Source organism: Paenibacillus tritici, from assembly GCF_018207515.1.
Taxonomy (GTDB): Bacteria; Bacillota; Bacilli; order Paenibacillales; family Paenibacillaceae; genus Paenibacillus_AQ; species Paenibacillus_AQ tritici.
On record NZ_CP073365.1, the window covers coordinates 1,657,994 to 1,682,425 of the forward strand.

20 protein-coding genes are annotated in these 24,432 nt (G+C 48.5%); 15 read left to right on the top strand and 5 right to left on the bottom strand.

Annotated features, from left to right (window positions below):
- The 4 genes from KDC22_RS07155 to KDC22_RS07170 all read right to left on the bottom strand — a co-directional run bounded on the left by KDC22_RS07155 (position 1) and on the right by KDC22_RS07170 (position 5,246).
- Positions 1-696 carry a response regulator transcription factor gene (locus KDC22_RS07155; protein ID WP_173130834.1) on the bottom strand — a complete coding sequence of 232 codons (696 nt, stop codon included), beginning with the start codon at positions 694-696 and terminating at the stop codon, positions 1-3.
- Positions 697-836: 140 nt separating this feature from the next.
- Positions 837-3,950 carry an amidase family protein gene (locus KDC22_RS07160; protein WP_246553354.1) on the bottom strand — a complete coding sequence of 1,038 codons (3,114 nt, stop codon included), beginning with the start codon at positions 3,948-3,950 and terminating at the stop codon, positions 837-839.
- 330 nt (positions 3,951-4,280) lie between these two features.
- Positions 4,281-4,787 (bottom strand): hypothetical protein, encoded by a 507-nt coding sequence (locus tag KDC22_RS07165; RefSeq protein WP_211722527.1) that lies wholly within the window; start codon positions 4,785-4,787, stop codon positions 4,281-4,283.
- Positions 4,788-4,871: 84 nt separating this feature from the next.
- Complete coding sequence (locus KDC22_RS07170) at positions 4,872-5,246, bottom strand: hypothetical protein (protein WP_211722528.1); 375 nt, start codon at positions 5,244-5,246, stop codon at positions 4,872-4,874.
- 19 nt (positions 5,247-5,265) lie between these two features.
- Here KDC22_RS07170 and KDC22_RS33355 point away from each other — a divergent pair, with 19 nt between their 5' ends.
- Positions 5,266-5,526 carry an FtsX-like permease family protein gene (locus KDC22_RS33355; protein ID WP_343221945.1) on the top strand — a complete coding sequence of 87 codons (261 nt, stop codon included), beginning with the start codon at positions 5,266-5,268 and terminating at the stop codon, positions 5,524-5,526.
- A 161-nt stretch (positions 5,527-5,687) separates the two neighbouring features.
- Here the strand turns inward: KDC22_RS33355 and KDC22_RS07180 are convergent, their stop codons facing one another.
- Positions 5,688-6,518, bottom strand: coding sequence for an AraC family transcriptional regulator (locus KDC22_RS07180; protein WP_211722529.1), 831 nt, complete (start codon positions 6,516-6,518; stop codon positions 5,688-5,690).
- Positions 6,519-6,698: 180 nt separating this feature from the next.
- Here KDC22_RS07180 and KDC22_RS07185 point away from each other — a divergent pair, with 180 nt between their 5' ends.
- From KDC22_RS07185 to KDC22_RS07250, 14 genes are all read left to right on the top strand, one after another.
- Complete coding sequence (locus KDC22_RS07185) at positions 6,699-8,882, top strand: alpha-galactosidase (protein WP_211722530.1); 2,184 nt, start codon at positions 6,699-6,701, stop codon at positions 8,880-8,882.
- Positions 8,883-8,982: 100 nt separating this feature from the next.
- Complete coding sequence (locus KDC22_RS07190) at positions 8,983-10,767, top strand: sensor histidine kinase (RefSeq protein WP_211722531.1); 1,785 nt, start codon at positions 8,983-8,985, stop codon at positions 10,765-10,767.
- The gene (locus tag KDC22_RS07195; RefSeq protein WP_246553358.1) at positions 10,751-12,313 is read left to right on the top strand and encodes a response regulator transcription factor; all 1,563 of its coding nucleotides are present in this window, start codon (positions 10,751-10,753) and stop codon (positions 12,311-12,313) included. The genes KDC22_RS07190 and KDC22_RS07195 overlap by 17 nt, the downstream gene beginning before the upstream one ends.
- A gap of 85 nt (positions 12,314-12,398) precedes the next feature.
- A complete protein-coding gene (locus KDC22_RS07200) occupies positions 12,399-13,355 on the top strand; it encodes an ABC transporter permease (protein ID WP_173131409.1) in 957 nt (318 codons plus the stop codon).
- Positions 13,356-13,439: 84 nt separating this feature from the next.
- On the top strand, positions 13,440-14,276 hold the full coding sequence (locus KDC22_RS07205) for a carbohydrate ABC transporter permease (RefSeq protein ID WP_246553360.1): 837 nt from the start codon (positions 13,440-13,442) through the stop codon (positions 14,274-14,276).
- A 49-nt stretch (positions 14,277-14,325) separates the two neighbouring features.
- On the top strand, positions 14,326-16,029 hold the full coding sequence (locus KDC22_RS07210; RefSeq protein WP_211722533.1) for an ABC transporter substrate-binding protein: 1,704 nt from the start codon (positions 14,326-14,328) through the stop codon (positions 16,027-16,029).
- A gap of 137 nt (positions 16,030-16,166) precedes the next feature.
- The gene (locus KDC22_RS07215) at positions 16,167-16,718 is read left to right on the top strand and encodes a CBM35 domain-containing protein (RefSeq protein ID WP_211722534.1); all 552 of its coding nucleotides are present in this window, start codon (positions 16,167-16,169) and stop codon (positions 16,716-16,718) included.
- 51 nt (positions 16,719-16,769) lie between these two features.
- Complete coding sequence (locus KDC22_RS07220) at positions 16,770-19,286, top strand: glycosyl hydrolase (protein ID WP_281425111.1); 2,517 nt, start codon at positions 16,770-16,772, stop codon at positions 19,284-19,286.
- A 40-nt stretch (positions 19,287-19,326) separates the two neighbouring features.
- The gene (locus tag KDC22_RS07225; RefSeq protein WP_211722536.1) at positions 19,327-20,301 is read left to right on the top strand and encodes a glycosyl hydrolase; all 975 of its coding nucleotides are present in this window, start codon (positions 19,327-19,329) and stop codon (positions 20,299-20,301) included.
- A gap of 1,030 nt (positions 20,302-21,331) precedes the next feature.
- Positions 21,332-22,303, top strand: a complete 972-nt coding sequence (gene sbnA / locus KDC22_RS07230; protein ID WP_173130886.1) for a 2,3-diaminopropionate biosynthesis protein SbnA — start codon at positions 21,332-21,334, stop codon at positions 22,301-22,303.
- 7 nt (positions 22,304-22,310) lie between these two features.
- A complete protein-coding gene (locus KDC22_RS07235; RefSeq protein ID WP_211722537.1) occupies positions 22,311-22,775 on the top strand; it encodes a glycoside hydrolase family 88 protein in 465 nt (154 codons plus the stop codon).
- Positions 22,772-23,434, top strand: a complete 663-nt coding sequence (locus KDC22_RS07240; protein ID WP_211722538.1) for a glycoside hydrolase family 88 protein — start codon at positions 22,772-22,774, stop codon at positions 23,432-23,434. The genes KDC22_RS07235 and KDC22_RS07240 overlap by 4 nt, the downstream gene beginning before the upstream one ends.
- On the top strand, positions 23,434-23,706 hold the full coding sequence (locus tag KDC22_RS07245; RefSeq protein ID WP_173130892.1) for a hypothetical protein: 273 nt from the start codon (positions 23,434-23,436) through the stop codon (positions 23,704-23,706). Before KDC22_RS07240 ends, KDC22_RS07245 begins: the two co-directional genes overlap by 1 nt.
- Positions 23,703-24,431: an HpcH/HpaI aldolase/citrate lyase family protein gene (locus KDC22_RS07250; RefSeq protein ID WP_211722539.1), complete on the top strand. Its 729-nt coding sequence runs from the start codon at positions 23,703-23,705 to the stop codon at positions 24,429-24,431. The genes KDC22_RS07245 and KDC22_RS07250 overlap by 4 nt, the downstream gene beginning before the upstream one ends.
- The last annotated feature ends 1 nt before the right edge of the window (position 24,432 follow it).

Genomic DNA, 24,432 nt, shown 5'->3' on the forward strand with positions numbered 1-24,432 from the left:
TTATTGCTCTCTTTCCGTATATTTATAGCCTATACCCCAAATGGTTTTAATGAAGTTATGTTCAGGACCCAGCTTCTTGCGGATATTCTTAATATGAACCGTTACGGTATTGATCTCTCCGTACTCGTCCCCCCAGACCTTCTCATAGATCTGCTCACGGCTGAGTACCTGATTGGGATGACGCATAAGGATAGACAGAATTTGAAATTCTTTCGCGGATAAGTCGAGCTTCCGGGTATGCAAGAAGGCTTCAAACGTTTTATCATTCAAAATAAGCGGAGCGTCCGCCTTTTCTTTACCGGGACTAAGCTCATCCCACTCTTTATGCAGCCTGTCCACTTTCCGGAAATGGGCCTTGATCCTGGAGGCCAGCTCCTGAATACTGAACGGTTTGGTCATGTAATCGTCTGCTCCTATTTCGAGACCGACGATTTTATCAATATCCTGATCACGCGCACTTAAAAAAAGGATGGGAACATTATAGGAAGTCCGGATATTCCGGCAGACATCAAGCCCATTCATATCAGGCATGACTATATCCAGAACGATGAAATCAATGTGATTATCATTCACTACAGATAAGGCTTCTTCTCCGGAACTGGCTGTGATGACTTCAAATTGCTCGTACCTTAAACTTTTGGTGATGAGTTTTACGATTTCTTGATCATCGTCTACCACTAATATCGTTTTTGACATTTTGCACCTCCCAACCTCATCATACCGCAACCCTGACGTTCAACGCCAGATACGCTCGGAGCAAGCTTGCCCAGATGTTTTGCAAACAGGAGAAAGACCATCCTTTTCGGGATGGCCTTGTCTTTTATGGATTGAACCTCTTAATTCGCAGTCTCCAGTAATCTGGAAACCACTGTTGCAAACTCTGCCCGGGTAATATCTTTTGCAGGCTTAAAGGTACTATCTTCGTATCCGGTAATAATTTTATTGGATGCCAGTGCATCAATGGAGTTATAATACCAGGCCTCTTTTTTAACATCTTTGAATGTTGTATTTCCGGTACCCGTCAGCTTAAAGGCTCTAGTGATCAGTGTTGCTAATTCACTGCGGCTAATCTTCGCATTGGGGCGGAAGGTGCCGTCGCTATATCCGTTCATCAGACCTGATCCGGCAGCTGCGCCGATATACTTATTGGCCCAATGCGCCCCGGATACATCTGTGAAGCTGCTTGCTTGTCCATCAAGTCCCATGTGCGTTGTAATGACCTTAACGGCTTCGGCGCGGGTCAAGCCTGTACCCGGACGGAAGGTTCCATCGGAATAACCCGTTAGTAACCCCTTGGCAATAAGCACATCAATGCTTGCTTTGGCCCAATGATTAAGGGTATCTGGGAAACTGACAACCTCCGGCTTAGGTGTTGGTGTTGCGGTTGCTGCTGGTGCTGGTGTTGCTGTAGGAGCCGGTGTTGGTGTAGGCGTTGCTGTTACAGGGGGAGTTACGGAACCTCCACCAGGACCTGGATTGCTTGGTCCATTATCTACCGGATCAGGAGTAGCAGGGTTAGAGACATATTGAAGAGCTGGAGCGAAGGCTGTAAGCAGTCTGGCCTTACTTTGCTGCTCAAGAGCATAGCCCATACCTAGAACTTTGGCATCGTCCCATGCTCTGCCCACAAGCTGCATAGAGATCGAATATCCGCTGTCGTTCGTTCCTACAGGAACTACTACCGTAGGGAGACCGACCGTAGATGTTAATACGCCCGTGTTGCGGTCAGAGCTTAATTGAGAGGCGGAGGCATCATTGTTATATACGTCACTGATGAAACCGGCATATACCAGGGCATCCACACCATTCTCGTCCATCCAGCCTTTAATCACTTGCTTATAGTCCGTTCTATATTTGATGTAATCTTGTACCGCCTGTTCAGTCATCCGCTCAGGCTTGGTATATCCTCTCTGATTATAGATAAGCACCTTATCCGAAGCCAGTACACTTGCCCCATCCGGGTAAGGGAAGTCCTTATGAAGCTCAATATAGCGCGCCCAGCCTTCAGTAGATCCATTAATGCCTGCAGGGCGGGCAGGACCTGACGGTACTGCCGACATTTCAACCATGGTTGCGCCTGCTGCTTGAAGCTCGGAGAACTTGTTCATGACGGCTTGTCCCGTATCATCATCAGCATAACCGGAGATAAAGGATGCAGGAATGTATCCGATTTTCTTTCCTTTCAATGCATTGGTGTCCAGAGCTGCCTTCCAGTCCACTGGACGCTTATGATCTGCATCGGCAGTCACTGTGAAAATATCCTGTGGATCGGTACCCGTTGTAGCGTTCAGCATAATGGCCAGGTCCGTTACTGTTTTGGCAATGGGACCTGCATAATCCTGTCCCCACGTGAGCGGCAGTACGCCTGTAGTGCTGGCCATGCCGTCTGTACCACGGAAGCTTTTTAAGCTGGCGCCTGTCGTAGGTGCGTAGAGGGAGACCCCTGTTTGCGATCCCATAGCTGCTGCTGCGAAATCAGCTGCCACCGATACGGCCGAGCCGCCGCTGGAGCCAAAAGAGGTTTTGGATGGATACAGTGCATTCCAGGTCTGCTGCCAGCCGCTCTCACTAAAGCTGCCGCTGTTAGCGAACTCCGAAGTGTTTACTTTACCAATAATGACAGCTCCGGCTTCCCGCAGCTTATTCACCTGGAAGGCATCCGAATCCGGCTGCCAGCCTTCAAGCGCTTTACTGCCGCCTGTGGTAGGCATATCTTTGGTATCATAGATATCCTTTATCGCAATTGGAATACCGAGCAGATCACCTGTTGCACCTTGGGCACGGGCATTGTCAGCAGCTCTTGCCTGGTTGAGCGCAGTTTGAGAGACATGCAGGAAGGCATGGAATCCAAGTTGGCCTTCATCGTATACCTTGATTCGATCTAGATAGGCTTGAGTAATTTGTACCGAAGTAGCTTTACCGCTAATCATGTCCTGCTGCATGTCTGCAATGGACTTATTCGTAACATCATAAGGGGAGGAGGTTACGAATGATTTGGCTGCAGGAGCCTCAGGAATAACCAGGGTATCTCCAGTATCAAGCCCCTCGATAGCAGATATATCCCAGTTACTAATGGAACGGATCTGGGCGTTGGTTAAGCCGGTTATATCCAACTGGCTATTCAGTCCATTTAGCACAGTCACCAGCTTCTTCAGCCCATCTTCACCGGCCTCTCCAACTTGTACATAATGCACCAGGGATTTCGACTGGCCCGGCTCCATATGTAATGTATTAATGAACCCGTAGAAATTCGCCTCATTTCCGGACTTGGCTAAGGGGGTGGTGAATGGATTCTGCTGCTGATTACCCAGAGCACTTAATCCATTATTAAATGGATGCGGAGACCCGACGGCAACGCCTAACGGCTTATTGTTCCTGGCGCTGCTGTCGACAACAATCCATGAATCATCTGTTGTCACCTCAAGATCATCGGAGTAGGTTGCCTTAACTACGGAAGCATTCGCCCCGGTACCATAGCCTAGAGAGCCGCCGAAGGATACATCAACCTTGACAGCTATATCATTCTTATTCGTAAAAGTATCAAAGAATCTCGTTCGATTATTAATAGTATCCACATAGACATCACGGGTAACTGTTACATTGCCCAGATTTACAGATTGAGCCGAGGTAAACTTATTAACGCCATCGTATTTCAGGTTAAACCCGCGCATCATTTGACCATTCATCAGTGAAGCGGAAGGCGAGGACACCTTCACGAAGATATTACCGAAGCCTTGTACTTGTGTAGTGCCAATTGTACGTAAACTTCCCGTATCTAAACTGGGCGCAAAAACATCGTGAATCTCCCATACCGTGCCGCTTGCTGAAGTCACCCGGGTTAAAGCATCAGCAGTTTGAAACGGAATGACTCCCGACGCAAGCACAGATAAGGCAATGGAAGTGGCCATAACCTGCTTTTTAGTTTTACGCAGACGTTTGAACTTATTCATAACGGCAATCTCCTTTTCCTATATGTATATTTTTAATATGTTAGGAAATATAACACCGTTAATCTATTCAGTCAATAAATATTAATAATTTAATATATTTATGCGGTTTTAAGATAGATTAAATACTATATTTATTAAAAAATGTAATTTTAATAGTGGTTAATAGACATGTTAAGTGACATGATGCGTTATGTGTCGCTCGTATTGAGCTATTTTGTTGCATGGGCCCATTTCGCCTATTAAACTATACATTAAGAAGAGGACCAAGTTTCTTGGTCCTCTTCTTAAAGCTGGAGCTAATTTTGGCGGTATCAAATATCATGATCCTGCTCACATGTTATACGATAATAAGTAAATTCTATTTTTATCAAGATTCATCATTCCAATCATTACATTGTCGAAGCTGGAGTTAAATACATCAGTCCCTGAAATTGAAGCGTTGGTTTGGTTATTTCTTATCACAAAGTATCCTTTGTCAGCATTGAGTGGTATTAGTTTAGAAGTTGTCTCATCTGTTATGGCCCTGATCTTTTTGGAAAATGAAGCCGCAAAATCTGAAGGAAGCGGGAGTTCGGACCAATGATTCTCGCGGCCCTTTTCCGCTATTATTTTCATACTCTCAGAATCGACTTGATAGATATACACCCGATACCCATCTCCCATTGCCCCATATGATTTCTTACTCAGTATAATTTCGCTTTTTTTTGGCAGTTGTATTCCGAACTTATCGTTAAAAAATTCTATTTCTTTACTACTATCAAAATAACCTTTATACAACACTGCTAATAAGATTATTAAAATAACGAATCCACCAATAATTACTCTTGTGTTTTTCATCAAATCATATCCTCTATTTTTAATAGTGAGAGCACAATTTGTAAATATATGGGTATAATTAAAATTAACACTATTTAAGAATGACTAGAAATTCATTACTACAAGAAAGGGGACAATAACTCCCTTTGATTGAGCAAGCCACATTGTATTTACGGCAGTTCCGGCTATACCTTGATAATCAGCATTAACGGCATAATCATATCTATCTGTAATACTAACGGTTCCGTTATTCCATTTGTAATTATAATTATGAATAGCATAATATAGATCATTATCTTTAGTACTAGAACCTTTTGAAAAGGCTCCACTACCAGATCCGGTGGATTGAGTAGTTCTAAGTCTCGCTAATTCGGCAGTTCCATTTGCCTGACTTTTATAGTATGGAGTGTATGAGCCACCATTTGAAGATTGTTTGGCATAAGTTAGTAACTCAGAAGCCAATAGATAACCTGTTTTCATCGCCGGCTTTTTAGGTTTTGTGTTCATCCTCTCTACGGGAAGTATTCTGTACTTCAAACAAATGACTGAGGCTGAACAAGAAAAAAACCATTACCGGACATTGCGTCAGCTCGGATTTCAAGTGGGCGATATAATGAAAGGCATCATCCGTAAACAGCTATTTGTTTATTTAATTCCCCTGGGTGTAGGGTTAATTTACGCTGCCTTTGCTCTTAAAGTAGGTTCTATTCTCATCGCCACAAGTATGATTACCCCAATCATCATTAGTATGGCAGCGTAAATTGTTATCTATTTGATATTTACCGTGGTAACCATCTGGTATTACAAAAGCATTGTCACGAATGCCATAGAGAAAGGGAGAAAAGGGATGAATATCAGGAAACATAAAAATAAACCAATTCGACGCGTGACCGGTCGGCATTGGTTTATTTTTAATTCGTATCAGGTTGGGCTGATTTCGGCGCGGTAATGTTTGGGGGAGGAGCCCTTTACCTTCTTGAACATTTTGGAGAACAGCAGGGGATCGTTGTAGCCTACGGACCTGGAGATGTCAGCAATAGACAGCCCGGTGTTCCCCATCATTTCGCATGCCTTATTAATTCTATGGCGGATTAGATACTCCTGAATGCTGAGATGCATGCTCTGCTTGAACAACGAGCACAAATAGCTTCGGTTGAGTCCGATAAACCGGGCGATATCCTCAACGGTGAACTTATACGGATAGTTCATTTCAATGAAATTCGTTACCTTCTCGACATAAATCTCTGTTCTTGATTCCGTATATTCATACTCTGGGGAAGTCACCGGACTGGATTCAATCAGAAGAGACAGTAATAAATACAGCAGACCCGTCAGCTTGGTTTCCCGGGCTTTACCTAATCCACCCGATTCAATCATCATCTGTAAGTACTGTTCAATCCTATTGTCCTGGTCATAGCAGAAGATAGGGGAGCTCTTCGATATACCTGCTTGCTTGAGAAGCGTCTCCGCAGAGGTCCCTTCAAACCCGAACCAGCAATAAGACCAGGGGTTCGCGGTTCCGGCCTGATAGTATGTGATTATATCCGGACATATCAAAAAGCCTTGTCCTCTCCGCAGCTCATAACGGGTACCGTCAACCTCAAAGAACCCTTCCCCATCTACAACATAGTGGAGTAAATAGTGACTCCTTACCGCCGGCCCGAAGAAGTGACCCGGCAGGCATTCCTCATTGCCAAACTGATTAAGATGTAATCCTATATGCTGCTTACTGCGGGGCAAATATTCAATCACAGCAAAACTCCTTTGAAATTAATTTCAAGCATTATAACATATTTAGTGATCATCATGCTATGTACTTAATGTGTATAGATAGTATATCCTTTTAGGAACAAACATCATTAGGTTAAGTATTAATCAAGTATTACACCATGAATGAATAGGGTGTGCTTATCGGAAGAGGGGAGTTAGGTCATGGGCATCATCGTTCAGGAACAAGCAGGGCTGTTTCATCTGCAGTCATCGGGTATGAGTTATATCATTCAAATTATAGACGGGTACCCGGTACATATCTATTGGGGAAGCAAACTGAATCACCGGGAGCCAATGTCCGATATGCTTATCCATACCCCGGATACCGCCGGATTAGACCGCTTGCCGCAAGAATACCCGCAATACGGAAGCGGAGACTTCCGCAATCCGGCGTATCAGGTTGAGCTTGTAGATGGAACACGGATTACAGAGCTGACATACACGGGTTACCGGGTGACTAAGGGTAAGCCGTCTCTGGCCGGTCTTCCGGCCGTATATACCGAGGATGAGGCGGAGGCGGACACGCTGGAGCTGGAATTAACCGATGCGTATTCGAGTCTGAAGGTAACATTGTGCTACAGTATCTTCGCAGACCGGAACGTGATCGTCCGCTCGGCCCATTTCAGCAATGCAGGCGGACAGGAGTTACGGCTTCGCCGCGCCTTGAGTGCAAGCATCGACTTTGCTGGCGGACGGGATTTAGAGATGATGTATCTTTCCGGCGCCTGGGCCAGGGAGGGGAATATTACCCGTACACCGCTTCATCAAGGAGAGACCCGGATTGACAGTAAAAGAGGCATGAGCAGCCATCAGTTTAATCCTTTTGCCGCTTTGGTCACTCCCGAGACGACGGAAGCTCAAGGTGAAGCTTTCGGGTTCAGTCTTGTATATAGCGGCGGCTTTGAGGCGGATGCCGAAGTAGATTCCTTTGGCTCTGTCCGGTTCAGCATTGGCATCAATGCCTTTGATTTCGCATGGCTGCTTGGTCCCGGTGAGAGCTTTCAGACACCGGAAACGGTCATGGTCTATTCCGGACAAGGACTGGGAGAGATGTCGCGGACGTATCATCGTCTGTATCGCACCCGGTTGTGCCGGGGAAGGCACCGGGATGAGGAGCGCCCTGTTCTGGTCAATAACTGGGAAGCCACCTATTTTGACTTTAACGCAGACAAGCTGGTATCCATAGCGGAAGAAGGGGCGAAGCTGGGGATCGAGCTGTTTGTACTGGATGACGGCTGGTTTGGTAAACGGGATTCAGACAATTCCTCTTTGGGCGACTGGTTCGAGGATCGCCGGAAGCTTCCCGGCGGACTGGCTGATGTTGCGGAACGTATTAACGGGCTGGGGCTGAAGTTCGGGCTCTGGGTTGAACCGGAGATGATCTCTCCGGACAGCGAGCTGTACCGCAGGCATCCGGACTGGTGCCTTCATGTCCCGGGACGCAGACGCAGCGAAGCCAGATGGCAGCTGGTTCTGGATTATGCCCGCCAGGAGGTGCGCGATTATATTTTCGACTCGCTTTCTGCTATATTTTCCGCTGTTCCTGTTTCTTATGTGAAGTGGGACATGAACCGGTGCCTGACAGAGATCGGTTCTGCCGAATTGCCGCCGGAACGGCAAGCAGAGACCGCCCACCGCTATGTGCTTGGTTTGTATGAGCTGTTAGAACGTATTACACAGGCGTTTCCGGATATTCTTTTCGAGAGCTGCTCCAGCGGAGGTGGCCGCTTCGATCCGGGTATGCTCTACTACATGCCGCAAACCTGGACCAGTGACAATACGGACGCGGCGGAGCGGCTGAAGATTCAATTCGGCACCAGCCTGGTGTATCCCATAAGCGCAATCGGGGCTCATGTATCGGCCGTGCCGAACCATCAGGTTGGAAGAATAACTCCGCTTGATTTTAGAGGCAATGTTGCTATGTCCGGAAATTTCGGATACGAGTTGGATTTGACGAAATTCACTGACGAAGACAAGGAAACGGTCCGGCGCCAGATCGTTACCTACAAAGAAATTCGCGGCTTGGTCCAAAAAGGGGATTTATACCGGCTAAAAAGTCCTTTTGAAGGCAATCAGTCCGCCTGGATGTTTGTATCCGGGGACAAGAAGGAAGCCTTGGTCTACTATTTTCAAGTGACAGCGGTGCCGAACGCACCCCGGAGTTATCTGCAGCTCGCCGGTCTTGAACCCGAATTCGGCTATGAAGTCCTGCCGGAGTGCAGCGGGTCTAGGTCTATTTATGGGGGAGATAGACTGATGAAGCTGGGACTGCCCCTGTCCTATCAACAGAAGGACTATGAGAGCGGCTGGTTCAGAGTCCGGGCTACAGATACGCCGAGAGAATGACTGCAATGCATTCATCATAATTTCGAATAATGACTGCCCCTTTCCTATGAGAAGGGGGCATTTTGCGTGAAGCGGCCTATACGGTACGGGAGGATGAGCGATGTTTTTGTTCCGCATGATGAACGATATGAAAATGAAAAAGAAATTGGCCCTTACCTTTATCTCTGCTGCCGTTCTTCCACTGGTGTTATCCGGTCTGTTCTTAACCGGGAAGCTTCGGGAGATTGTTATCAAAGATGCCTTAACCCAAATTTCAAACAACGTGGAGCGTGTTCAAAAACGGACGGAGGAGCTGCTTAAGGTGCCGCTGGATATTTCTTACCGGCTGACGGTTGATAACAGGATGAAAAGAGTAGCCACCCAACAGTACGAGGATTACGCCGATGTTATTCAAGCCTACCGGGAGTATACGGATATCCGGGATTACATTCAGCTGTACAAAGAGATATCCGGCATTCGTGTGTACGTTGTGAATCCGGGGGCGCTCAATAACTGGGAGTTCATTCAACCGGATGAGAGAATCATGGCAAAAACCTGGTACAAGGAGGCCATAGAACAAAAAGGGCTTGCCGGCTGGAATCTGATCAAAGATGAACAAAGCGGATCAGAGCAGCTCAGCCTGATCCGTTCGTTCTCGGCGGATTCGCTTGGACGTAAGGGCGTTCTGGCTATTAACATAGATCAACGGCAATTAAGCTCTATTCTCGATCAGGAATCCTTCACCACAATGATTGTGGATAACAAAAACCGGATTGTCGGCTCCAATGAGGCCGGTTATTGGGGGAGGGAATTATCTGAAATGGATGGAGACCAACAGATTCTATCCGGGCAAGAGGGAAGTTACGATACGGTAATCAACGGCAGAGACTCTAAAGTAGTTGTCGCGAGCCTGGAACCCGAGAACAGCTGGAACGGGCTGCGCATTATTTCGATTTTTACTTATTCAGACATGATGAGGGATGCCAACCGGGTTATTCGGCTTGGGGCCATTGTAATAACCGCCAGCCTGATTTTTGCAGCGGTGCTCATCTATGCATTTGCATCTCTGCTGTCCGGGAGGCTGCTTCGTTTAAGCAAGCATATGACAAGGGTAGGGTCCGGTTCCTGGGAAGCTTACCTCCATATTGACGGCAAAGATGAAGTGGGATTACTGTCCAGGCAGTTTAATTCGCTTATTAGAAGCGTGCATGAGCTGGTTCAAGAGGTTCAGGAAACGAATAATCAAAAAATTCTGGTAGAGCAGAGACAGAATGAGATGCGATTCAAGATGCTGGCGAGTCAGATCAATCCGCACTTTCTGTTCAATTCGTTGGAGTCGATCCGCATGGAAGCCCATATACGCAAGCAGGATGATATCGCGGAAGCGGTATGGCTTCTGAGTACGCTTCTGCGCAGCAGCCTGGAGGCCGGTAACGGGAGTATTCCTCTGTCCAAGGAGCTTGAGCGTGTGCGCTGTTATCTTGATATGCAAAAGTTCCGGTATGAAGACCGCTTGGAATACCGCCTGGTGTCTGATCCTGATCTGGATACCATGCCGGTCCCTCCGTTGATTATCCAACCGCTGGTGGAGAACTCAATCATCCATGGTCTGGATAACCGCGAAGAGGGAGTAACGGTTTGGGTTGAAATAAGCAGGGTGCCGAAGGGTGCCTCAGTTAAAGTGAGTGACAATGGAGCAGGCATCACGCCGGAACGGATCGCGGGTATCCGGGCGGAGCTTGCCGAATCCATACATGAGCAGGAGAGCGAGCGGATCGGTATTCGAAACGTGAACGACCGGCTTGTGCTGCTGTACGGGGGAACGAGCGCCCTGAACATTGAGAGCACGCCGGGACAAGGCACTGTCATTACATTTTATATTCCTGGAGGTGTACCTGTTGATTAAGGTCGTTATCGTGGACGATGAGCCCAAACTCAGGCAAGGACTGCAGACGCTAATTCCATGGGGAAGCCTGGGTTATACCGTTGTGGCTGCCGCAGGCAACGGCAGAGAAGCCTTAAAGATCATTGAGGAGGAAGCTCCGGAAGTCGTTGTAGCAGATATCCGGATGCCCGTTATGGATGGCTTGCAGCTCATTGAGCAGGTAAGAGGTGCTGGTCATAACACGCAATTTATTATTTTGAGCGGATATGCGGATTTTGAGTATGCCAAGCAAGCGATCCGTTATGGTGTGGCCGGATACCTGCTTAAACCGGTGAATATCGGTGAAATGTCAGCTACTTTACAGCTTGTGAGGGAACGGATTGAAGAGGAAGAACGCAAGCGGACAATCCCTCAGGCAGAGACACTGGACCGCGACTTATACCTGCATCGTCTGCTGGTCCCTCAGGAGAAGCCGGGAGAATCGATAAAGCTTGGTGCCGGCATAGGACAACCTGATGGGTTATGGAGCGGCAGCTACGAAGTCGTGGTAATTGTTCCGCGTGTTCCGGAAGTGGAACTGCCGGATGCGCTCAACCGGCTGGCGGCCGGGCTGAAGGCAATGGCAGAGGAGCGGGACCTGGGGGCTGTAACCGTCATATCCCCCCACGTGGTGCTTCTGCTCAACACGCCGCTGCGCGGATCGCAGCGGCGTGATAACCTGTACGGCGAGATCCGGAATATTGCCGCCGGAATCCGGTTTATTGCGGCAACCGGAGGGGCTGTTACCGAAGCCGGACTTATTTGCAATTCATATTCGAAAGCCAGAGAAGCGGCGAAGCTGTCTTTTTTCAGTGATAGAGACCGTCTGCTGGAGCCGGATTATCCTCCTGTCTGCCCGCCGGTACCTGCCGGTTTGACAGAAGACAACAATGAAGAGTATATGAGGGATGTAATCCTCCGCCTGTATTACTGCCTGGATGTAGGGAATAAGGCGATGGTAGCGCAGCTGCTGAATGAGGCGGCAGCGATGTATTGCGGGCAGCGGCAAGATGAGAATCACGTTAAACAAGCCTTCTTTTTTCTTTGCAATGGAATCATTCATAAGCTTGCCGCCGCCTCCCGTTTAGAAGGGAAAGAGACGGAGAAGGTCTCGCATTTCTTGAACGGAATCTATCAGCATGACCGGTTACAGCAGCTAATAGAGGATATCCGCCGCTTTCTTCTGGATTTTGTGGAAGAGTCTGATACACAGGGCAAAGAGCATGAATTCAAGCGGATGATCGACTTTATTCATAAGCATTATGCGGAAGACTTGAAATTATCAACATTGGCCGGGCTGCTGAACTATAGTACCCCTTATTTGGGTCAGTTGTTCAGAATGAAGACCGGAGAGTATTTTAACACCTACCTGGACAAGGTCCGTATCCAGAGAGCCAAGGAACTGCTGGCCCAAGGAATGAAAGTGTATGAAGTGGCAGAGCAGGTGGGTTACACGAGCGTAAATTACTTTTTCAGCAAATTTAAAAAGTATGAAGGCCGGTCGCCGTCGGATTATAAGAATCCATAATTTCTAGATGATTTTTCCCGAAATCATTGGTATAGGAAGCCCCTCTTCTCTAATTTATGATAGTTATGGAGAGAGGGGAGGAAGTATGAAAACGATAACGTTGAATACGGAAAACGTATACACAAAAAGAAAAAAGAGCGTTTGGAGGGAGTTAGGAAATCAGAAGTATCTTTACTACATGTCAGTACCCTTTGTACTTTGGGTGTTTGTCTTCCAGTACTTGCCTTTGTGGGGCTGGACGATGGCCTTCCAGAAATATAGACCCGGAGTGAGTTTTTTTGAACAAAAGTGGGTGGGCTTTGATCACTTTCATACCTTGTTCAAGGATGACCATTTCTATCAGGTGCTGCGCAACACGCTGGCTATGAGCTTTATGGGGCTGATTGCCGGTTTTATCGTGCCGGTCGTTTTTGCACTGCTCCTCAATGAGGTTCGTGTTCAGGCAATGAAGAGGTTCGTCCAGACCGTGTCCTATCTTCCGCATTTTGTCTCCTGGGTAGTTGCTGCAGGGATCGTTACCAAAATGCTATCCACGGACGGCGGAATTGTAAACGATATCCTTCTCGGCCTGAACCTTATTGATCAACCGATTCAGTTTATGGCACAGGGGAACTTATTCTGGGGAATCGTGACCGGTTCAGATATATGGAAGGAAACAGGGTGGAACGCCATTATATACCTTGCCGCCATTTCCGGGATTGGCCCGGAATTATACGAAGCGGCCAGGGTGGACGGAGCGAGCCGTCTGCGGCAAATGTGGCATATTACGCTGCCTGGCATCCGGCCGACCATCATCGTTCTTTTAATTATGTCGATTGGCCATTTACTGGGTACAGGGTTTGAGAAGCAATTTCTGCTGGGGAATCACCTGGTCATTGATTACTCTGAAGTGCTGGATTTGTATGCGCTTAATTATGGTTTGGCTATGGGCAGATACTCCTTCGGAACGGCAATCAACATTTTCAACTCGGTGATCAGCCTGCTTCTATTGTTTGCTGCCAATGGTATATTCAAGCGGTTTACTAACGAAAGCATCATGTAGATAGAGAGAGAGGAGGGGTTCCACATCAACCACCGTTCGAAATCAACACAGGACCGGATACTGGCATTCGTAGTTTATCTGTCTATGATTGTGGTAACCGTATTGACGATATATCCGTTCTTGAACGTACTGGCGATTTCGCTTAACAATTCAGTAGATACCGTCCGGGGCGGGATTACCATCTGGCCGCGGGAGTTCACGCTGGATAACTATAGCCTGATTTTCACTTATGGAAGCTTAATAACCGGATTTAAAATATCGGTACTGCGGACGCTTATCGGTACTATAGCAGGTCTGATCAGCGGTTCAATGCTTGCTTACACTCTTGCTCGCAGTGACTTTCAGGCGAGGAGATTTATATCCATCTTTCTGGCGGTTACCATGTACATCTCCGGCGGTCTGATTCCGGGATTCATATTGATGAGAGATTTGAACCTGATCGGTACCTTTGCGGTGTACATTCTGCCGGGACTTGTAAGCGCCTTTAATGTCTTCGTGATCCGCTCCTTCATTGATGGACTGCCGTATGCGCTGCAGGAGTCAGCGAAGCTGGACGGAGCCAACGACTTTACGATTTACTGGCGTGTAATACTGCCGCTGTGTAAGCCGGCCTTGGCTACCGTAGCCCTTTTCCTCGCGGTAGGACAATGGAACTCCTGGTTCGATACGTATCTGTTCAACGGGTCGGACGAAGCTTTGACCACGCTGCAGTATGAGTTAATGAAAATTCTGCAAAGCACAACGACAAGTGCAACGAATTCCCAGGACGCGGCGAATATGGCTGAGCGAATGTCACAAATTTCACCGGAATCGGTCAAAATGGCAATCACGATTGTCGTCACTGTGCCTATTCTTATCGTCTATCCCTTCCTGCAAAAGTATTTTGTCAAAGGCATGACGCTTGGAGCTGTTAAGAGTTAGACCGTTCTTGTTCCAATAGCATTTATCCATTATCTAGGGGGTTAGCTTCATGAAGCCAGATAAAAAAGGAATGATACTGTCTTCCGTGCTTGCACTGACTTTAGCGACCACGCTTGCCGGTTGCGGAGGGAATAACGGCTCCAGTGCCGGAGAGGACAGTAACAAGGAAGGTGCTTCCGGTTCGGATGTAAAGCCGGTCACGCTCTCCTATTTCTCTGAGGACAGCAGTACCAATTGGAATAACATGCAGGATGAAGTAGGTAAGGTGATTGCCGAAAAAACCGGTGTGACCCTGGATGCCGAGTTTGCAGTGGGTGATCCGGTTCAAAAGATGTCACTGATTGCAGCCACAGGCAATTATCCTGATTTGATCGCGGCAAAAGCGGATGTCGGCAAGCTTGTTGATGCCGGAGCGGTACTCGATTTAACGGAATTGATCGACAAGCATGCCCCTAATATCAAAAAAATGCTCGGTGATAAGCTTGTCCGGACCAAGTACAGCTTGGATGACCAGGCTATCTATGCGATTCCAACCTGGTCCTCCGTAGATGAGAGGAAGTTTAAAGCCGACGGAGGCTTTGAGCTGCAGCACCGTGTTGTCAAAGAAGCGGGTTATCCGGAAATACGTACAGTACAGGATTTTGAAAAGGTCATCCAGGAGTATATCACCAAGCATCCGAAGGACGAAAACGGAAACAAAAATATCGGTCTTTCCCTGAACGGAGACGACTGGCATATGTACCAGGTCACCAATTCGGGATTTCAGACGACCGGAGGGCCGGATGACGGGGAATATTTCATTGATCAGGAAACCCATCAGGCAACGTATCATTTTCGCCGTCCGGAAGAAAAAGAGTATTTCCGCTGGCTGAATCACATGAACGATATCGGTCTGCTTGATCCGGAGAGCTTTGTGCAGAAGACTGACCAGTTCAAGGCGAAGGTCGCCTCCGGCCGGGTTCTGGGTCTGGCTGATCCGGAATGGGATTATGGAGATGCCCAGAATGCGCTAAAGGCTGCCGGAAAATTGGATCAGACCTATGGGCATTATCCGGTCACGATGAGTGAGAAATACAAGGACACCAGCTTCTGGCCGGCCGGCTTTGACGGAGGTTATGGTATTTCAATCTCAAGCAAGTGCAAGGACCCGGTGCGTGCGATTCAGTTCCTCGATTACCTTGCCTCGGAAGAAGGGCAAATCCTGAACAACTGGGGAATAGAAGGGAAGCATTACAGTGTTGAAAATGGTAAACGGAAGGTTATCCCGGCTGTACAGGAACGCATGGACAAGGACAACGCAGCTTTCCAAAAAGAATCCGGTGTCGGGCTCTACTGGAATCTGATGGTCCATTACGGAGACGGTATTAAAGATTCTACCGGAAATTACTTTACCCGCAGTTATCCGGAGCAGCTGACCGCAAGTTACAGCGCACCGGAGAAGGAAACGCTGAAAGCATACGGCGCCGAACATTGGAAGGATCTTTTCCCGTCAGAAGATGAATTTAAGCCCAGAGCTTATGGTGCGGCTTACACGATGTCACTCGCCAGCGACGATCCTGCTGTGATCCTGGGAGCCAAGATGAAGGACATCACCTGGAAGAGAATCCCTGAGGCTATTATGTCCAAGCCGGGAGAGTTCGATCGAATCTGGGATGCCTATATGGCAGATCTGGATAAGGCCGGAGTGAAGGAAATGGAAGAAGCGTATACCCTGCATATTCAGAACCGTATCAAGCTGTGGTCCACTAAGTAAAATTGTTGATCAAGCGGGCTCGTTTCCAGCATGACAAGAGGGGGACGAGCCCGCTGTTCTATAGAGAGAAGCTCATTAGACACAAACGAGTGAGAGAGCACAATATTAATGTAAGCGGTTAATAATGCGGAAAAACCGTGCTGCAATTTAATCTGCCGGGAGGAAAGCTGATGCGGTTATACATCAAAAGAAAGCTAGTAGGCTCGCTGTGTTTAATGATCCTTTTTACTTTACTGACCAACCTGGGTGAGGGTGATTCAAAGGCTGCTGCCTTCACGAATAATGAGCAGCCGAGCGTCATCCAAGCCACTTATGCGGATGCAGTGTTGAACGGTTATGGCATCGAGAAACGCGGTCCTGTCTATGAGGATCATGACCAGCTCTACGACGGTGACGGCTATATTTCCTTCTTTTTCGCGGAAAATGCTTCTTCACCGGAAGAGGCCGGTAATGCAACCTTTAAGGTGAATGCTCCAGAGGCCGGATTATATAAGCTAAGCATAGGCTACTATATCCCCGAAGGCTACGGCGGAAAAGCAACCGGGATACAGGTTAACGGGACTGGTGCTGGAGAACTTATGCTGGATGCGCCTGCGGCAGGCACCGTCCGGGCCGAGAAAATGGTCAGCAAAGTACTGCTTAACGCTGGAGAAAATACAATTAAGATTACCCGGGGCTGGGGCTATTAAGGGATCGAGTTCATCCTGCTTGAACCGGCCAATGCCCAGGCGGCTGGAAACCTGCTTGAGGCAGAGGAAGGTATGATGAGCGGCAGCGTCTCGATAGGGGCTGACGGGTCCGGATATTCGGGAGACGGATACGCGGCCTTTCAGCAATCCGGATCACTGACCCTGAATTATAAAGCTCCTGCTGCCGGAATGTTCGATATTCTCATAAGGTATAGCTCGCCAAATGGCGAGAAGAAGACCAGTATCGTGTTGAACGGGAACACCACTGAAATTACTCTGCCGGAGACGGCCGGTTATAAGGAGATTCCTGCCGGAAAAACATGGCTCAAGGAAGGCGATAACGTCATTGAATTCCTGGCTAACTGGGGTTGGTACAATATCGACTACGTTAAGCTGACGGCTGCGGCTGCGCCGGAGCGGCCCGTTGTGTCAACAACCCTGATTAATCCGGACGCAAGTCCCGAAGCCCGGTCGTTAATGAACTTTCTGGATCGCCAGTATGGCCGGAAATTGATTTCGGGTCAGCAAACGCTGGAGGATGCTGAGTGGATCTTCCGGCAAACCGGGAAATATCCGGCGATACTCGCCACCGATGTTATGGACTACTCCCCCTCGCGTGTCGAGAAGGGGGCTACTTCAACCGAAATTGAGAAAATCATCGCTTGGCACAAGCGCGGCGGAATTATATCGCTGTGCTGGCACTGGAACGCGCCCAAGGGAATTGGCGGGGAAGAGCCAGGTCATGAATGGTATAAAGGATTCTATACGGACTATACGACCTTTGATGTAGAGTATGCGCTCAACCATCCGGATTCCGAGGATTATCAGTTGCTTCTCCGTGATATGGATGCCATTGCGTTCCAGCTGAAACGGCTGCAGGATGCAGGAGTACCGGTGTTGTGGCGGCCGCTTCATGAAGCGGAGGGCGGCTGGTTCTGGTGGGGGGCCAAGGGGCCGGAACCGGCAAAACAGCTATGGAGATTGATGTATGACCGGCTGACTAACCATCACCATCTGAATAACCTCATTTGGGTGTGGAACTCCGAGAAGCCGGAGTGGTATCCGGGAGATGATATCGTGGACATTGCCAGTATTGATATATATAACCCGGCAGGGGATTACAATCCCAGCATCGCAAAGTACGAAAGTCTGGTTTCACTGGTGAACGGCAGAAAGGTCATCGGACTGGCAGAAAACGGGCCGATCCCTGATCCGGAAATGCTGCAGGCTTATAATGCACACTGGAGTTTTTTCACTACCTGGACCGGCAGCTTTATTAAGGATGGAATTACAAATTCACCGGAGCATTTGAAAAAGGTGTATGAGCACGACAATGTGGTCACCCTTGACGAGCTTCCGCCTGATCTGTATTCCTCACAAAAACACGAGCCGGAGAAGGAAGAGCTCCCGGACTGGAAAGCGATAAATCATTCAGGAAGCACCGTGGATAAGGGGAAGGCGGACCCTTCCAAAACGCAGGTTATCCAGGTCGACGGGGCAGCTCTGATTGCCTCACTTAGACAACAGATGAACAAGCCTGCAGAGTCGCAGCTCTTCGTGATTCAGGCAGATAAAAGTGAGGCGGCAGAGTTCAGGTTCCCGGCATCGGCACTCGTACAAGCAGCCGCCATCACGCCGGATGCGGCAATCCTGATCGAGTGGGACACGGCTTCCTACCGTTTCCCGGTTGCCCTGATCAATGCCGCTGAGGCTGCAGAACATCTGGGAGCCCAGACTGCTGATGTGCAGATCTCGCTTCAGATGAGGAAGCTGGGCAGCAGGCAAGCCGAAGAGATCAGTATGCGGGCTAAGGATAAGGGAGTCCGGTTGGACTCTGAGATGTTTGAATTGAAAGTCGTTGCGTATGCTGGAGAACAATCATTCGAGCTTAATCATTTCGGCAGCCGGTATATATCCCATACGTTCACAATTCCCCAATCTGCCGGCAACGGGTTAACAGCAGTAGGGATTGATCCCGCCACAGGAGAGCTGTCCTTTGTGCCCGCTGTAACCCAGTCAGCGAATGGCGCCACGGTTATAACAATTAAACGTAACGGCGGCGGTATTTATACGACAGGCCAACCAGACCGGATGTTTGACGATCTCCGTGGTCACTGGGCCAAGGAGGATATCGAATTCATGGCGAACAAGCTGCTTGTCCATGGGATGGACGCCCATCACTTTGCTCCCGACCAGTATATGACACGGGCTGAGTTTATTATGTTAATGGCAAGAGCTCTGAGTCTCCAGGCTTCCGGGGCAACCGCTCCATTCTCCGATGTTCCGTTAGGCAAGTGGTATACCGGGGCGATTGCCGGTGCTCATGAGGCAGGGCTGATTACCGGTTATCCGGACGGTACCTTCCGGCCGGATGCTTGGATTACACGCCAGCAAATGACGGATCTGATTGACCGCGCTGCGGCATTCGCAGGGCATACCATGGAACCCGCACAGGCTGCCCCTGGCTTAACCCCTGATCAGCTTGCGGTTCAAGACCGGGTAGACCGTGCGCAGGCGGTTGTCATGATAAAGCGTCTGCTGATGCACTTAAATTTGATTAATCCTTAATTAATCGGGATTGAATACAATAATGAATGGAGTCTGGACAATGAATGATAGGATTCATGCAGCACCTTGCAATCCAAATGCAACTCAGGAAGTAAAAAACGTATTGCGCTATTTAAGCGAACTATCCGGCAAGGGGATTATTACGGGACAGCATACTCAGACTACCGTACAGAAAGAGCTGAGGTATATTGAAGAGGTAACCGGAAAACTGCCGGCTCTCTGCGGATTTGAATTGCTTGCATACTCCCCTAATATTAACTATGAGGATGCCAGCGAAGATTGCCTGATTGAGGTGGAGGAAAATAAAAATACGCTGGATCAGGCCTGGGACTGGGTTTTGAATAAACATGGACTTCTTACCTTTACCTGGCACTGGTTCTCACCCTTCGGCAGCCGGGATAAAGGATTCTACACCGAACACACCACATTTGACGCCTCCCGGGCAGTGACTGAAGGAACAGAAGAACATACAATGCTAGTGGCTGATATGGATCATATGGCGGAATTGTTAAAGCCATTCTGTGAGCAACAGATCCCTATTTTATGGCGCCCTTTTCATGAATCGGAGGGAGAATGGTTCTGGTGGGGCGCCAAAGGCCCCAAAGTTGCCCTGCAGTTGTATCGTATGATGTATGAGCGGTATACAAATCATCATGGCTTGAACAACCTGATATGGGTGTGGAATTCACCGCTGCCCGAAGGGTATGTAGGCGACGATGTCTGTGATATTATCTCGCTGGATACCTATCCGCCCAAGTACACTCACACTGACTTGGCGGACGAGTATCATCGGCTGGTACAGATTACACCGGCGAACAAACTAACCGCGCTTGGAGAGATTGGTGTTCTCCCGAGCATCCCCCGCCTGTCGGAGACGCTTATTCCGTGGGTGTGGTATATGACCTGGTCGGGCGACTTCGGCTCTACCGAAGAATGGACGACTAAGGAGGAGCTTCGGCGTGCTTATGAGCATCCCTTCTCGGTTACGTTAGACACGCTGCCGCGGCTGTATTGAAGAAAGTTGATGTGAATGAAGGACGCGAAGTTGGCTACTTTTGAGGTCCGTTGAATAAATTACCTAAAATAACCAATTTGAATCGGAAACGATCGTAATTGGTTATTTTTTTGACATCATATTGTGTCCACAACCTCATGAAGTTCTATCGTGAATTCTATAAAGCTAAGTGGTGAGGGCATACATAAATTAGGAGGTAGAACCGATAAATTGTTAGAAGGATTTGAGAAGGATTAAGAGGAGTAACTCATGGTCATTAGTCTGATTTTTGTTATTTGCAGTGCCGCTTGGGGGGCTGGGATATGGTATTTAATAATCAGGATATTATTATCTTTAGGAGGCGGTTTATTCGTAACTCTTTATGACTCTATATTCTTTTACATTACGATTCTCATAATATGGACTGCAACCGGAATCCTATTTGCAAATCATCTGCAGGAACAAAAACTCGAGCTGTTGTTGTTTACGTGTGGGATAACGGCAATTCTAGCTTTTTTTGTAGCAGCAATGTTTTTTCTTTTGTGATTATTGTTCCAAATTTTAAGTGTGTGAATGGGTATATTACAAAGTATTTGAACAAGTCAGATTCTCAAAGTTCTCAAAAGCATCAAACGTTAAAAACGCAGCGATTCTTCCATTATTGGAGAATCGCTGTTTTCTGTTTTTTGGTCGATTGCTTGATTCAATAGATTATAGATGTTGAAAAAGTGTTTTCGTATCCCGCTTAAACAGCGGAGAGGACGGAACGATTGTGTAAAAGCGGTAGCGGTCGCCTTTGTCCCCGGATTTTCACCGCTAAGGAGAATCAATAAAATCTGGGGACAACAGCGATTGGAACAACGGTCCGTTCACGCAGCGTCCATCCAAGTGCTCACGTTGAACTTACTCTCAACATATATAAAATTTTAATCAAAACGATAAAAAAGTTTGATATATTTACATTTATTAGGATAAAAGGGTATGATGCACATGTATTTATTTTACTTTTTATAGAAAATTATATGAGATTATTCCTTTGGAGGTGAGAGATTTGATCTACGATAATGTGCTGCAATTGATTGGGAACACACCGATTGTTAAATTGAATTATCTTCCACAGCCGCTGGGGGCGCAGGTATTCATTAAGCTGGAGGGACTTAATCCCGGAGGCAGCATGAAGGACCGCACGGCGCTGTACATTATCAGCCAAGCGGAGGAAGCGGGTCTGCTGCAACCCGGCGGCACGATTGTTGAATCTTCCTCCGGGAATCTGGCGATCGGGCTTGCGCTTGTGGCCCGGCAAAAAGGGTACAAGCTGATTTGTGTAGTCGATCCCAAAATAAGCCCGGTCAATCTCAGCATTATCCAGGCTTATGGCGCAGAGACCGTGATGGTGGAGCAGGCTGACGAGTACGGAAACTTTCTTAGAGCGCGCATAGACAAGGTGCAAGCTCTCGTCCAGCAGCTCGGGGCATTCTGGCCGAATCAGTATAATAATCCCAGCAATCCGGAAGCGCACATCCAAACCACCTCACGGGAGATCTATGAAGCCTTCGGCAAGGAGCTTCACTGGGCGGTGATTCCCGCAGGGACCTGTGGCTTAATCACCGGTTGCAGCTTGGGGCTGAAGGAGCATATTCCGCAGATCAAAATAATGGCTGTGGATGCAGTCGGCTCCGTTACCTTTGGAATGCCGCCGGGTGTCCGGTATCAGATCGGCATTGGTTCAGCCATTGTACCGGGCAATATGCGGAGACATTTGTACGATGAGGTTACCCATGTGTCGGATGCGGAGGCCTTCGCTACTACCCGCAGACTGGTGAAGGAGGAAGGGCTGCTGGTTGGAGGTTCTGCAGGTGCGGCGGTGTTCGCTGCGCTTAAGCTTGCAGAGCGCCTGCCCGCTACTGAGAAAGTGCTGGCGATTCTGCCTGACCGGGGAGACCGCTATTACAATACTATTTTCTCGGATGAATGGCTGGAGAAGAACGCGATTGAACTGGATAAACACACTGTCAAAATTTGAGCCGGGGGTGGACCCAATTTCTGTTTCGTTACGCCGCAATGTCGTTGACCGTGCAGTAAGACAGGCCCGACAGCAGCTTACCAGGCTTGCTTCATTACCGCCTTCAGAGGAGATCAGACTTCCCTATGTCACGCATCACGGAAAATATATTCTCGGGGATAAGTGGTCGTCCGGATTTTTTATCGGCTTGCTCTACCGGCTCTACCAGCTGACCGGCGATCCAATCTATCTGGAGGAGGCGGACCACTGGATCGGCCTGATCGAACCCTACAAGAATCAAGGCGATTATCAGGATATTGGATTTCTGTTCTATTATTCTTATGCGCTGGGGTATGAGCTGACCGGTAAGGAAGCCTATAAGGCCACCGCGCTTGAAGCTGCCGATCATCTCTTTGATTCTCAGCTTCCGGGGGGTATCTGGAGTGTAATTGGCTGCCTGAAGGGAAGCATTATGCCGGCATTGACAGTATGATGAATATCCGTTTGTGGTTATGGGCCAGCCGGGTAACCGGTGAGACACGCTACCATACCGCTGCCATGGAATCCGCACGTATTACCAGTGAAGCGATGATGAGGGAAGACGGCTTTACTTATGAATACATGCGAATGAACCCTTTTACGGGAGCTGCAGAGCAGCCCTATAACAAGAATGCAAGATTCGGCACCGAATCGGTCTGGGCCAGAGGTCATACATGGGCATTGTATGGGGCTGTACAGCTATATGTCCTGAACCGTGAAGAGGAGTGGAGACACAAGGTCCAGCAGCTCTCCGCCTTCTACTTATCCCATGTCTGCACAGATGGTGTTCCGGCATGGGATCTGATGTTGTCCGGCGAAGATACAGCCTTGAAGGATGCTTCGGCCGCTGCCATTACCTGCTCTGCATTTTTTCAATTCGCCGCAGCCTTAAGCGATCACGATCCCTTGCGCCAGCCCTTCCTGCAACACGCAGAGCGAATACTGGATACTTTGACTTCTGCGGAATATGCTCCTTCGGGTCCTGACCACGAGGGAGTGCTGGTGCACGCCAGTTCACCCCTGCATATCGTTCAAACCGCAGGAGAATCCCAGATCTGGGGCGATTATTTTCTTCTGGAGGCTCTATATTACGCATTGGAGGTCGGTTCTTAGTGAATGTCAGTGTCGGATCAATAGAATCTAGCGATATTAAAATCGTTATCGAAGAAGGGCATCCTGCGATTCAATTCATCAATATGGTGCCGGAGCTCCCGGACCAGCAGGTCTATGATTATGTCGTCCCTCTATTGGAGCAATATGGACTGGCGGGCAGGTCCCCTCAGATCTGGTTCAATGGAGCCAATGAGTGGGTGGTCCGCAGCCGCTGCGAAGCATTGGCCTACTCTCTGAATCCTGTGAATCAGCGGGAAGGGGTAACGGGATGAGTCTAGCTGCCGAACAACTCGTCTATTTCTATGTTCCGGGATACAAACCGAATTACATAGAGTACGCCATGACCTTCTATCCTATGAATATTATTCTCTGCCTGGAAGACGGCACGCCGGAAGACAAGAAGCTGGAAGCAAGATACGTGGTCAAGAATGCGCTTCAGGAGTTCACGGACTCGGAGCATACTCTCATTGTCCGCATTAACAGTGTTCATACCCCGCACTGGGAGCAGGATCTGGAGGAGGTTGTGCCGCAGCGCCCTGACCGCATCCGCTTGCCAATGGTCAAGACGGCGGATGATCTGCGTCAGATTGAACGCAAGGTGCAGGAGATGTTGCGGGACCTGGGTCTGGACTATACTCCCAGCTATGAAGTCATGATCGAATGCTGTGAGGCTATTGCCAATATCGGCGACATTCACCAGGCCAGCGACAATATTTATGCCTTTACCTTTGGGGGAACAGATTATTTCAATAACTGTGTAGCTAAGGGGCTGTTGGACCCGGCCCGGGAGGTGCTTAGCGCCAAGCAGAAGCTGGGAGCTTACTGCCGGAGTATGGAGCTTCAGTGTTTTGACACGACTTATATGGCCTTCCGCGATCTGGAGGGGTTCCGCGAGGATTGTCTGCTGTCCAGGGAATATGGCTTCACCGGACGTTCAGTCATCCATCCTGACCAGGTTGCCGTTGTCCAAGAGATTTACGGAACTTCATTAGCGTAGG